Origin of the sequence: Actinomadura sp. KC345, assembly GCF_004348515.1 — a bacterium.
In the GTDB taxonomy this organism is placed as follows: Bacteria; Actinomycetota; Actinomycetes; order Streptosporangiales; family Streptosporangiaceae; genus Spirillospora.
This window is the reverse complement of sequence record NZ_SMKH01000021.1, coordinates 34882-47776: the sequence shown is the minus strand read 5'-3', so window position 1 is coordinate 47776 and position 12895 is coordinate 34882. Positions and strand designations below refer to the sequence as shown.

8 protein-coding genes are annotated in these 12895 nt (G+C 73.4%); 5 read left to right on the top strand and 3 right to left on the bottom strand.

Going from position 1 to position 12895, the window contains the following annotated elements:
- Positions 1-55 precede the first annotated feature (55 nt).
- Both E1281_RS05975 and E1281_RS05970 read right to left on the bottom strand, forming a co-directional pair.
- Positions 56-628, bottom strand: a complete 573-nt coding sequence (locus E1281_RS05975) for a MarR family transcriptional regulator (RefSeq protein ID WP_131876126.1) — start codon at positions 626-628, stop codon at positions 56-58.
- Between the two features lie 99 nt (positions 629-727).
- Entirely contained in the window at positions 728-1534 is an 807-nt protein-coding gene (locus E1281_RS05970; RefSeq protein WP_131876125.1) for an acetoacetate decarboxylase family protein, read from the bottom strand.
- A 162-nt stretch (positions 1535-1696) separates the two neighbouring features.
- Here E1281_RS05970 and E1281_RS05965 point away from each other — a divergent pair, with 162 nt between their 5' ends.
- Both E1281_RS05965 and E1281_RS05960 read left to right on the top strand, forming a co-directional pair.
- Positions 1697-3052, top strand: a complete 1356-nt coding sequence (locus E1281_RS05965; protein WP_243716633.1) for a glutamine synthetase family protein — start codon at positions 1697-1699, stop codon at positions 3050-3052.
- Positions 3053-3062: 10 nt separating this feature from the next.
- Positions 3063-4316 (top strand): cytochrome P450, encoded by a 1254-nt coding sequence (locus E1281_RS05960; RefSeq protein ID WP_243716632.1) that lies wholly within the window; start codon positions 3063-3065, stop codon positions 4314-4316.
- A 26-nt stretch (positions 4317-4342) separates the two neighbouring features.
- Here the strand turns inward: E1281_RS05960 and gabT are convergent, their stop codons facing one another.
- Positions 4343-5707, bottom strand: a complete 1365-nt coding sequence (gene gabT, locus E1281_RS05955) for a 4-aminobutyrate--2-oxoglutarate transaminase (RefSeq protein ID WP_131876124.1) — start codon at positions 5705-5707, stop codon at positions 4343-4345.
- A gap of 285 nt (positions 5708-5992) precedes the next feature.
- Here gabT and E1281_RS05950 point away from each other — a divergent pair, with 285 nt between their 5' ends.
- Genes E1281_RS05950 through E1281_RS05940 form a run of 3 tightly spaced genes read left to right on the top strand, consistent with a single transcriptional unit; the run spans position 5993 to position 12847 of the window.
- Positions 5993-9592: a hypothetical protein gene (locus tag E1281_RS05950; RefSeq protein WP_347813269.1), complete on the top strand. Its 3600-nt coding sequence runs from the start codon at positions 5993-5995 to the stop codon at positions 9590-9592.
- Between the two features lie 13 nt (positions 9593-9605).
- Positions 9606-10271, top strand: a complete 666-nt coding sequence (locus E1281_RS05945; protein WP_131876122.1) for a hypothetical protein — start codon at positions 9606-9608, stop codon at positions 10269-10271.
- Positions 10268-12847, top strand: a complete 2580-nt coding sequence (locus E1281_RS05940) for an NACHT domain-containing protein (RefSeq protein ID WP_131876121.1) — start codon at positions 10268-10270, stop codon at positions 12845-12847. The genes E1281_RS05945 and E1281_RS05940 overlap by 4 nt, the downstream gene beginning before the upstream one ends.
- Positions 12848-12895 lie beyond the last annotated feature (48 nt).

The following is a 12895-nucleotide window of genomic DNA, read 5'->3' as shown; positions in this document are numbered from 1 at the left end:
GTGCGGGAGGGCGTCAGCCGCGGGCGCGTGTCGTCTAGCCGCGGGCGCGTGTCGTCTAGCCGCGGGCGCGGCGGCCCGAGCGGCGGGGCGGGGCCGGGACGCCGCCGCGCAGGGTGTCCCGGCGCGTCTCGCCCTCGCTCTCCAGGTGCTCCACGATCGTGCCGAGGATCTGGGCCAGCGAGGTGTTCTGGGCCTGGTCGAGCCCCTCGACGACGAACGCCTCCTCGGCGTTGAACTGGGGGAACAGGTGCTCCATCAGCTCGCGGCCCTTGTCGGTGAGCCGGAGGACGACGAGGCGGCCGTCGGTGTCGTGCGGGCCGCGCTCCATGAGGCCGCGTCCCTCCAGCGTCTTGGCCACCCCGGTGAGCGTGCCCTTGGAGATGCCGGCCTCCTCCGCGACGTGGCGGGTCTCCATCTCGCCCCAGATCCACACCACCCAGAGGACGACGAACGACGTCCAGGTCAGGTCGGCCGAGCGCAGCACGGAGCTTTCGAAGTGCTGCCGGATCGCGGCGGCGGCCCGGTAGATGTTGGAGACCGCCATCATCGCGTCGTGGCGCAGGGGAACGTCGCCGAGCCGCCGCTGGATGGCCTGCTCGGTCTCGCGCAGTGTGTGGTGGCCGGTCACGTGTGTCCTCTCGGGCGCCCCAGCCCCGAGCGGGTGGGGCGCCATCGAATCTACCGCCGCCGCATGTCGTTCACGCCCGTACGACCACCGTGATCCGCGTCATCGGCCGCCGGTGCCGTCCCACAGGCGCCTGCCCCCGTTCCAGACGACGCCGACCTGGCGGTAGTAGGCGCCGATCACCTCGCCGACTTCGAGGCGGGCGAGTTCCTCGGTCGGCGAGCCGAACAACCGCAGCTCGGCGTCGCCGGTCCAGGCGGGCCCGGCCTCGAAGCCGGCGCCGCCCGACTCGATCAGCTCGTCGAGCGCCGCGGGACCGTCCGGCTCGATCGACGGCAGGAAGCGGTGGTGGGCCATCGGATGGCCGTTGACGAACCCGTTGCCCTCGGACGGCTCGCGCAGGGTGACCACCGCCTCGGCCAGGCGCCGGTCCGCGGCGGCGAGCGTCGCGCCGAAGCGCCCGCCCGCGCCGATGCGCGGCGCCGCCCGCCCGTACGGGTGGGGGCGGGTCTGGTGGATCGAGCCGAGCTTCTTCGGATAGCCCTGGTGCAACCCCCGCGCGAGGGCGAAGTCCTTGTCGACCCAGATGTAGACGCAGCGGCTGTAGGTGCGCCCCTCGAACGAGCAGCGCACCACGACGAAACACTCCTTGTACTGGGAGCGCACCGGGTCGAGCAGCTCCTCCGCCGACTCCGAGCAGGACTGCCAGTCGGCCCAGATGACCGCGACCGCTCCCGGGTCCTCGGGCGCGGATCCGAGGGGGGCGGGGAGCAGTTCGGCGACGCGCGCCGGGTCGGTCCGGTACTCCACGGTGAGCAGGTCGCCCGAGTAGTGCCAGGGCGGACTCGGGATCAGCGATGAGCGGCCGGTCGCCGTCCTCGGGTACAGGAATCCCCGCACCGGTGCCATGGGCCCTCCTCGATATCGTTTGGGCCCATACAATATGCGGGTTCGTGCTCCCTGTCATCTCACGGTGGTTTCGTTCCGACTCCTGGTGGACTCTTGTCAGGCCAGGGCGTCGGCCATATTGTTTGCGTCCAAACGAATCTTCCGGTCCTGAGGGGGAGCCCAGTGCCACAGCACTCCGTGGACGTCCACGACGTTGTGGAACGGCTGACGGCCGACGGCATCGACGTCGTGCGGGTCTCCTACCCCGATCTGATCGGCGTCGACCGTGGCCGCGACGTCCTCGTGGACCGGTTGCCGTCCGTGATGGAGCACGGCCTGGCGTTCTGCCGCGCGGTCTACCACACCAGCCCCCAAGGCGACGTCGTGGACGTCGCCGGCGGCATCGACGCGGGCCTGCCCGACATCTGCGTGCGGCCCGACCTGTCCACGCTGGCCGCCGTCCCGTGGGAACCGGGCGTCGCGCAGTGCCTCGGCGAGGCGTACGAGCCGGACGGCACCGTCCCGTGCGCGGAGGGCCCCCGGGAGGTCCTGCGCCACGCCATCGGCCGGTTCGCCGAACTCGGGCTCGCCCCCGTCGTCGGCCCGGAGCTGGAGTACTTCCTGTGCGAGCCCGACCCGGCCGCGCCCAACGGATGGCGCCGCTACGGCGAGGGTCCCGGCAACGTCTACACCGTCGGCCGCAGGACGGACCCCGACGGGCACCTGCTGCGGACCCTGCGGCACCTGCGCGACTACGGGCTCGGCGTGACGATGGGCAACCACGAGTTCTCCTGCGGCCAGTTCGAGGTCAACCTGCAGCACTCCGAGGCCCTCGACGCCGCCGACCGGGCGTTCCGGCTGAAGTCGGCCGTCAAGGAACTCGCCCGCAACGAGGGGCGGATGGCGACGTTCATGGCCAAGCCGTTCAACGACGACGGCGGCTCCGGATTCCACGTCCACCTGTCGTGCGTGGACGAGAGCGGCCACAACGTCTTCGACGGCCCGGACGCGGGCCCCGACGGGCTGTCGCCGACCGCGCACCAGGCGATCGCGGGCATCATCGCGCACGCCCCCGCCCTCGCCGCGATCTTCAACCCGACCGTCAACTCCTACAAGCGCTTCGGCCCCGACACGCTCGCCCCCTGGCTGGTCGACTGGGGCCTGGACAACCGCAGCGCCATGGTGCGCGTGCCCCCCGAACGCGGCGGCGCCACCCGCCTGGAGGTGCGGCTCGGCGACGGCGCCGCCAACCCCTACCTCGGCATCGCCGCCCTCGTCACCGCCGCCTACCTGGGCATCCGCGACAAGCTCACCGCGCCGCCGCCGCTGGAGGGCTACGGCTACGACACCGCCAAGGCCGCCCTGCTGCCCGGCACGCTGCCGGCCGCGCTCGACGCCCTGGCCGGCGACGAGGACCTCACCGGCGTGCTCGGCGAACGGTTCGTCGGCGCCTACCTGGCCTACAAGCGGGACGAGGTCGCCCGGTTCCAGCGGTACGTCACCGACTGGGAGTTCCGCGAGTACGCCCATCATCTGTAAGGAGACAGCCTTGGCAACCGACACCCTCCCGGTCGACCTCGCCGATCTCGACAACTTCATGGACGGCAGGACGCCGTGGCGGATGTTCGACGAGCTGCGCCGCCACGAGCCCGTCCACTGGAATCCCGAGACCGACGGCGGCAGCGGTTTCTGGTCCCTGACCCGGCACGCCGACATCGTCGCGGCGGACCGGGACCCGGACGCCTTCACCTCCACCCGGTTCGTGAACCTGGAGGAGGTGGACGAACGCCAGGCGGCCATCCGGCGCTCCCTGCTGGAGACCGACGGGCCCCGGCACATGGCGCTGCGGCGCCTGCTGCAACGGGAGTTCACGCCCCGGGCGGTCGCCGGCTACGCCACGTTCCTGCGCGGCCTCACCGCCCGCACGCTGGACGCCGCGCTGGCCAAGGGCACCTTCGACTTCGTCAAGGAGGTCGCGGCCGACTTCCCGATCAACGTGCTGGCCCGGATGCTGGACGTCCCCGAGGACGACACCGAGCGGCTCATCGACTGGGGCAACCGGATCATCGCCAACACCGACCCCGACTACGCCGACGTCCTGCTGCACAGCGAGGAGAGCGAGCGGTACCGCGACCTGCCCTTCCGCAGCCCCGCCTCGCTGGAGGTCTTCGAGTACGGCCGGGAGCTGGGCGCCGCGCGGCGCGGCGGTGACGGCACCGACCTGATCAGCAGGCTGGTCAACCAGGTCCCGCGCGACGGCGAGCCGCTGTCGGACCGGGACTTCGACAACTACTTCCTGCTGCTCGTGGTGGCCGGCAACGAGACCACCCGGCACGCCATCACCCACTCCATGCGGGCGCTCATCGACCACCCCGCCGAGGCCGCCCGGTTGCGGGAGGACCTCGACCTGATGCCCACCGCGGTGGAGGAGTTCCTGCGCTGGGCCTCGCCCGTGTACCACTTCCGCCGGACCGCCACCCGCGACGTCGAGATGCGCGGCAAGCGGATCAAGGAGGGCGACAAGGTCGTGCTGTGGTTCGCCTCCGGCAACCGCGACGAGGACGTCTTCCCCGACCCCTACCGCTTCGACGTCGCCCGCACCCCCAACGACCACGTCACGTTCGGCAAGGGCAGCCCCCACTTCTGCCTGGGCAACGCCTTGGCCCGCCTGGAGATGCGCATCATGTTCGAGGAGCTGCTGCCACGGCTGGCCGACATCCGGCTGACGGGGGACGTCCGGCGCGTCCGGTCCAACTTCGTCAACGGCGTCAAGGAAATGCCGGTGACCGTCACGCTCGCCTGAGCGCCGCCGGACGTCCCCCGGAGGGGTCAGCCGGCGAACGCCTCCTCGATGATGTCCAGGCCCTCGGTCAGGAGGTGGCCGGGGATGACCAGGGGCGGCAGGAAGCGCAGCACGTTCCCGTAGGTTCCCGCGGTCAGGACGAGCAGGCCGCGCGTGTGGCAGCGGCGCGCGATCTCGGCGGTCAGTCCGGGGTCGGGCTCCTTGGTGCCCGGCCGCACCAGTTCGACCGCGACCATCGCGCCGCGGCCGCGCACGTCGCCGATCGCGGGGAACCGCTCGGCCATCGACCGCAGTCGCGGCAGCATGATCTCGCCGATCCCGCGGGCGCGCCCGGCCAGATCGTGCTCCTGGATCTCGTCCAGGACGGCCAGGGCCGCCTCGCAGGCGAGCGGGTTGCCGCCGTAGGTGCCGCCGAGGCCCCCGCCGTGGACGGTGTCCATCACCTCGGCGCGGCCCGTGACGGCCGCGAGCGGCAGCCCGCCCGCGATGCCCTTCGCGGTGGCGATCAGGTCGGGGACGATCCCTTCGTGCTCGCACGCGAACAGGTCGCCGGTCCGGGCGAAGCCGGTCTGGACCTCGTCGGCGATGAACAGGGCGCCGCTCGTCCGGCAGAACTCGGCGAGCGCGGGCAGGAAGCCCGGCGCGGGCTCGATGAACCCGCCCTCGCCCAGGATCGGCTCGACCAGCACGGCCGCGAGGTTCTCCGGCCCGATCTGCTTGGTGATCTGGTCGATCGCCTGGGCCGCCGCCTCGGGCCCGCAGTCGTCCGGGCCGGTCGGCCAGCGGTACGGGTACGCCATCGGCATCCGGTACACCTCGGGTGCGTACGGGCCGAAACCGTGCTTGTACGGCATGTTCTTCGCGGTGAGCGTCATCGTGAGCAGCGTCCGGCCGTGGTAGCCGTGGTCGAACACCACGACGGCCTGCCGCCCGGTCGCGTACCGGGCGATCTTCACCGCGTTCTCCACGGCCTCGGCGCCGCTGTTGAGCAGGATCGAGCGCTTCTCGTGGTCGCCGGGCGTGATCCGGTTGAGGTTCTCGCAGACCGCCACGTACGACTCGTACGGCGCGACCATGAAGCACGTGTGGGTGAACCGCCCGGCCTGCGCCTGCACCCGCTCGGCGACGCGCGGATTGGCGTTGCCGACGCTCGTCACGGCGATGCCGGAGCCGAAGTCGATGAACGAGTTGCCGTCGGCGTCCACGGCCACGCCGCCGCCGGCGTCGGTCACCTGCACCGGCAGGACGCTGCCGACGCCCGGGGCGACGGCGGCCTTCCGGCGCTCGGCCAGCGCCCGCGAGTTCGGTCCGGGGATCTCGGTGACGACGCGCCGTTCCTGCGGAAGGCGTCCGGCGTCAACCGCGGGGAGGGTCCTGTCCTGGCTGTTCATACCTCGAACATAGGCACGCCCGGACGCCCGGGAGAAGGTACGGGACGGCGAACCGCGCCGCGCCGATTGGACACCGCGCACATTGACCGCACACCGGCCCACCGGTTGCTCGTCGGTTTCGTCCAAGCGACGCGGACGCTCGTTTCCCTGTCCGCAACCGTCTCCCGCGCGGCCCGATCGGAGATCGAGGGCGAGAGCCGAATGCCGACATGAGCGGTCACCGGCCGTGTTCGCGCAGGTCGGGTGCGGTTGATCGACACTGTCGCGGTTCGCAAGAATGGAGAGATGGGAGAGGGCGACGCTCGCGCGCGGAGTCGCCCGCCGGAGGCTGACGCGTCGCCGTCCTTCGATCAGGGGGACGCGTTCTGTCCCTACCAAGGGCTCGTCCCGTTCGAGGCGGAGAGGGCCGAGTTCTTCTTCGGACGGACGAGGGTCGTCCGTGATCTTCTTGAACGTCTGGGGCCGCGCCTGGAAGAGCGTGGTTCCGTCCTTCTGGTCTCCGGTGCCTCCGGGGTCGGCAAATCATCGCTCCTGCGGGCAGGGCTGATACCGGCGCTGGCGGAGGGGATGCTGGGGATCGACGGGTCGCGGAGCTGGCCGCGCCTGCTCATCACCCCGTCGTCCGAGCCGTTGCGGGCCCTCGCCGAAGAATGGACGAAGGCGTTCGGCGGGCACGCGGAAGCGATGGAAGAGCGGCTGCGGAGCGATCCGTCGTCCGCGGACGACCTCCCGTCCGCCGGCCGTTTCGTTCTCGTCGTCGACCAGTTCGAGGAACTGTTCACGCTGGTCGACGACGAGCATGAGCGGCAGGCGTTCGTGCGGGTCCTGCACGCCTTGGCCGGCCCGCCGTGCGACGCCGGGGTGATCGTCGGCGTGCGGGCGGACTACTGGGACCGCTGCGCCGCCTACCCCTCGCTCGCGGAGGCCATCCAGGACGGCCAGGTGATCATCGAGCCGATGACGGAGTCGGATCTCCGGCTGGCCATCACCGGCCCCGCGGCGGCGGCGGACCTGGAGGTCGAACCCGCGCTGGTCGAGACGATCCTCGGCGAGCTGCGCGCCGGCGAGGCCGCCGGCGGCCGCTTCGAGGCCGGGGCCCTGCCGCTGCTCTCGCAGGCCCTGCGCAACACCTGGGAGCGGCGGGAGGACGGCAGGCTGACCGTCCGGGGATACGAGGAGTCGGGCCGGGTCCACGACTCGGTGCGGCGCACGGCCGACGAGGTCCTCGACCGGCTGGCGCCGGAGGAGCGCAAGACCGCGCTCAAGCTGTTCCGGCGGATGACGGTGATCACCGCGGGCGGGCGGGTCGCGCGGCGCAGGGTGACGCTGGCCGCGATCCACGCCGCCGCGTCGGCGCACTCGGCGGACGAGCGCGGCCGGGTCGAGATGCTGCTGTCCGCGTTCGCCGGCCGGCGCCTGCTGACCCTGGACGAGGACGCCGCCGAGATCGCCCATGACGCGCTGCTGACCGCGTGGCCGGCCCTCCGGCAGTGGCTCGCGCCCGACCTGGACGCGCAGACGGTCTACGACCGGCTCATCGAGGACGCCGACGAGTGGGCCGACAACCACCGCGATCCCGCCTTCCTGTACCGCGGCGCCCGGCTCCTCGCCGTCGACGACGTCAGGCCCCGCTGGGAACGCGACCCCGGCAGCTTCCCGCCGGCCGGCCCCACCGCCGCGGGCTTCCTCGCGGCATCGACCCGGGCGGCGCGGCAGGCGGGCCGCCGCCGGCGGCTCGTCCAGGCCGGGCTCGCGACGCTGTCGGCGCTCGCACTCGTCGCGGCCGGCGTCGCCGTCGACGCGGCGGGCGACGCGGACCGCCAGCGCAGCGTGGCGGTCTCCCGCCAGCTCGCGGCTCAGAGCGAGGTCGTCGGCGATCCCGCGCTGTCCTCGATGCTGGCCGTGGCCGCGTGGCGGATCGCGTCCACCGACGAGGCCCGCAGCCGCCTGCTCAGCGCGGCGGCCCGCAACGGCCGGGGGACCCTCGCCGGGCACCGGGGCGGCGTCACCGCGATGGCGTTCAGCCCTGACGGGTCGGTCATCGCGACCGGGGGCGAAGACGGCGCGACGCGGCTGTGGGACGCGGCATCGCGACGGCGGCTCGGAGCGCCGATCAGCCATCGCAAGGACAACTGCTCCGACGTCGCCCAGGTGGCCTTCGCGCCCGATGGCCGGACGCTGGCGACGGCGTGCCTCGGCATCGTCCGGTTCTGGGACGTGGCCACCCATCGCGAGGCCGGCGCCCCTCTGGACCTCGAAACCGCCGTGACGGCGCTCGCGTACAGCCCGGACGGCAGGACTCTCGCGACCGGGGACCGCAGCGGCGTCGTCCGGCAGTGGGACGCGGCGACGCACCGTCCGCGCGGGGCTCCCATGGGCCGCGCCGACGACTCGCCGGAGCGCTCGACCGCGGTCCACGCGGTGGCGTTCTCGCGGGACGGGAAGACGCTGGTCACCGCGAGCAAGGACAAGACCGCGCGGCTCTGGGACACCGCCACGTCCGACCGGGTCGGCGATCCGTTCAAGGGCCACACCCAGGACGTCACCGATGTCGCCGTCAGCCCGGACGGGCGCACCCTCGCGACCGTGAGCTTCGACCGGACCGCCCGGCTGTGGGACATGGCCACGCGCGAGCAGACCGGTGTGCTCCGTGACCGCCGAGCGGGTTACAACGCGATCGCGTTCAGCCCGGACGGCACGCGGATCGCCACCGGCGGGGACACCGGGCGCACCGTCCTGTGGGACACGGCCGGCCGGGAACAGGTGCTCGCGCTGTCGGACAACGTCGCGCCCGTCGAGGAGGTGGCGTTCAGCCCGGACGGGAGGCTGCTCGCGGCCGCCTCCGCCGACGGGACGGTGCGGCTGGCCGACCCGCATACCCACGTCCAGGCCGGGACCCGCATGCCCGCCCAGGCCGCCGTCGCGCTGAGCCCTGACGGACGGACGCTGGCCACGGGCGTGCCGGAGGAGGACGGCCCCGCGGTCCAGCTGTGGGACCGCACCACTCAGCAACGCATCGGCTCCCCGCTGGAACTCCCGGACGCGCGCCGCACCGTGACCTCGCTCGCCTTCACCCCCGACGGCCGGACGCTCATGACGTCCAGCTCCGACGGCCTGCGGCTCTGGAACGTCGCGACAAGGCGCGAGATCGCCCATGACGGCACTCTCGGCGGTGTGGCCGAACTCGGCCCCGGCGGCAGGCATGTCGCCGTCCACCAGGACGAGGCCATCGCGTTCTGGGACGTGGCCCGCCACCGGGAGAGCGGGCGCCGGATCCGCGTCCCCGGGCACACCGAAATCATCACGGCGATGACTTTCAGCCCCGACGGCGCGACACTGGCGACTGTGGGCTACGACAACCGGGTGCGCCTGTTCGACGTCGCCTCCCGCCGCCAGATCGGTGCCCCGCTGACCACGGCCGATCTCGGGCTGGTCAACGACCTGGCGTTCAGCCCCGACGGCCGGACCCTCGCCTTCACGGCCGCGGACTCCAGCGTCCGGCTCTGGGACGTCGCCCGCGACCGCCCGGTCGGGGCCGCCCTCGTCGTGGACGAGGGCGCGATCACCTCACTCGCGTTCAGCCCGGACGGCCGGGTTCTCGCCACCGGCTCCTCCGACGACCGCGTGCGGCTCTGGGACACGCGCACCCACCGGCAACTCGGTGACCCGATGACCGGGCACAACCGCGGCGTGACCGCGATCGCCTACGGCCGGAACGGAGACGTCCTCGCCACGGTGGCCGGTGACGACACCGCCCGGCTCTGGGACGCTGGACTGCCCGCCGACCCGGTGGCCGCGGCGTGCGCCAACGCAGGACGCCCCCTCACCCGCGACGAATGGGAGAACTACGTGCCGCAGGAGAAGTACCGGCGAACGTGCCCGTGACACCGGTCCCGCGATGAAGAGGACGAGCATGTTCCTGCGGGGTTTCCGGCGGCGCACCGGGCGGCCGGCCGTGGAGCTCGCCGTCCTGTTCCGCTCGATCGTCGACCAGAGCCGGACGGTGCACCCGGTCGCGGCCGACTTCCTGAACCACTTCATGGACGGCGCCGGGGAGACCCGCACGCTGTCGCAGCGCTGGCTGCGCTCGTTCCGGGCGATCCGGCGCGCCGAGCGCAAGAACCACCGCAGGTTCGAGCGGCAGCTCGCGCGGGAGGCCCACCGGCTGGACGACGGCGCCTCCACCTGGCTGAACGACCACTGGGACGCGCGGATCAACGCGTTCATCGGCACGGAGCTGTTCTACGTCAGCAGGATGAGCCTGCTGCGGTCGCAGGGATCGTTCGTCCTGACCCGGACCGGCCGGGAGGTGACGGTGTCGGGGACCGTCCGCCACCACTGGGTCGACCCGTACGACTGGGATCGCGGCCGGTGGGTCTACATCCCCCGGCACGGCTTCGTGCCCATCGCGGTCGGCCGGGACCTGGTGGAGGCCGACGAGGCGCGCAACTACCTTATGGAATCGCGTCACGTCCAGACGCTCGAAGGCACGTGCCGGGACGGCCGGTGGCCGCGGCGCGGCAGGGCGACGTTCGTGTGGGCGCTGGTGAGGAAGAACCCATGACCGCAGACCGCGACGATCCGCCCGGTCCGCCCCGCGCGGGCGGCACGGAGGACTTCGTGCGCTCGCTGATCCGGCTCAGGCAGTGGGCGGGCGAGCCGTCGCTCAGCAGGCTGCGCTCCCTCGGAGGCCAGACGGCGGCCCCGGACGGGACGAAGGTCGACGCCCTGCCCAGGAGCACGATCTCGCACGTCCTCCGGCAGACCGACAAGCTGCCGCGGTGGGACTTCGTCAGGGCCTTCGTGACCGCATGCCTGCGCAATTGCGACCATCCGCCGGAGCTGCTGCCCCGCGAAATCGAACGATGGCGCGTGGCCAGAACCGCCCTGGCGGCCTCGACCGGCCCCGCGGCGGGCGTCGCCGCGGCGGAACCCGCGCCGGAACCTGCGACGGCGCCCGGCACGGCCGAGGTCGCGCAGGACGACCACGGCACCGCCGGTCCCGGACGTGACCAGGCCGTCGAACTGCTGGCGCGGCGGGTGGCGCGGGAGGAGGACCGGGCGCGCAAAGGGCTGCTCGGCGGCTACAGCATCGCGCCGGTGTCCTTCGGGCCGCACGCCGGCCCGATGCCGGACGGCGGGACCGGGGGCGAGGCGGTCGGCGGCCTGGACTCGATCGGCCGGTTCTTCAGCGGCCTGTCCCCGCGCCGCCTGCTGGTCGTGGGGGAGTCGGGGGCGGGCAAGACCGTCCTCGCCATCGAACTGGTGCTGCAACTGCTGGAGCCCTTCCTGGCCGGCGAAGGACCCCCCGGCGACCGGTGGATGGTGCCGGTGCGCGTCAGCGCCGCCAGGTGGACCTCGGGGAGCCCGTTCGAGCCATGGCTGGCCGAGCAGCTGGAGGGCGACTTCGGGCTCACGGCCACGGAAGCGCGGCGGCTGGTGCGCGACCGCCGGATACTGCCGGTGGTGGACGGCCTGGACGAACTGGACCCCGAGCCGTCCACGGGCCCGCCCCGCCGCGCGATCGCGCTGCTCGCGGAGCTCAACCGGTACAGCGACCTTTCCGGACGGCGGCCGGGGGCGGTCGTGGTGACCTGCCGGGCCGACCGCCACGCCGAGCTGTTCGAGGCGCGGATCGGCCTGGACGACGCCGCCCGGATCCATCTCCACGACCTGACCTCCGGGCAGATCCGCTCGTACCTGCGGGCCCGCTGGCCGGACGGCCACCCGTGCGGCGAGCACCGCGACGGCATCGGTGCGGCCCTGTCCGGGCCGTCGGGGAAGGCCGTCCACGACGCGCTGGCCACACCGTGGCGGCTGCTGCTGATCGCGACCGCCGTGGAGTCCGGCGCGCGTCCCGCCGAGCTGCTGGACGCGGACCCGGAGGCCGGCCCCGGCGAGGCGTCGGCCCGGATCGCCCGGAGGCTGCTCGACGCGTACGTCCCGGCGGCGACCCGGCTCACCCCGCGGACCGCCGACGGCACCCCGTACCGGCCCGACCAGGTGCGGACCTGGCTGGAGCACCTGGCCGCGCACCTGCGCCGGCAGGGCGGCGGGGCCGGGCGCCCGCCCGGGATGAGCGCGATCGACCTCGTCCCGCACCTGCTGTGGCCGATCGGCGGCCTGCGCCGGGTCCGGGCGCTGCACTGCCTGGGCGCCGTGGTCTTCTCGCTCATCGCGATGCTGGCGTTCTGGACGGGCTCGGCGGTCGACCGGCCAGGCGATCTGCGCGCCGGGCTCGACCCCGGCGAGGGGCTCACGCTGGCGCTCATGGCCGGCTGGGTCGGCATCGCGACCGGCCTGTCGCTGTCGCCGTGGCCGTCCGCCGCCGGCGGGCGCACGAACGTCCCCCGCGCGCGGCGGGTGACCGGCGGCCTCCTCGGCGCCCTGGCCGGCCTCCCCGTCGGCGTGCTCGGCGGCCTGACCGGCTTCGCCCTGACCTCGGGGACCGTCTTCGGCCCGGTCTACGCGACCGCCGCGGGGGCGACCGGCGGCACGGTCCTCGGCGCGGTCATCGGGCTGACCGCGGCCGGGCGGCGGGGATCGGAACGCCTGACCGTGGCCGAGGCGGTCCGCGCCGAACCGGTCACGCTGCTCGGCTTCGGGCTGTGCGGCGCGCTCACGGGCCTGGCGCCGCTCCGGTCGGCCCACGCCGGCCCGGTGGCGCTCGCGGCGGGCGTCACGGGGGCCTTCGTCCTCGCCTTCGCGCTCGGCGTCATCTTCACGATCACCACCGGCGGCTGGAGCCCGGACACGGAACTGGCCCATCCACGGGAGGCCCTGCACCGCAACCCGGCCATCGGAACGGCCTTCGGGCTCACCGGCGGCGTCGCCGCCTTCCTGGTGTTCATCATGAACCAGAACGTCGCCGTCTCCCTGGCGTGCGCGATCACCGGCGGCGTCGCGTTCGGCGTCGCGTTCGGCGCGATCGCCTGGTCCCGCGCCATGATCGGCCTGGCCGTCGCGGCCGCCCGCGGCCTCCTCCCGCTGCGCCTGTGGACCTTCCTCGACTGGGCCTGCGAGGCACGCCTGCTCCGCATCAGCGGAGCCACCTACCAGTTCCGCCACCGCGAACTCCAGAACTTCCTGACCCCGCCCGAGGACGCCGACGGCGAACGCCTCTCCCGGCCGGATCAGTAGTCGGGGTGCGGCAGCACCCGGCCTGCTGAACCAGGTCTACTCCGACGC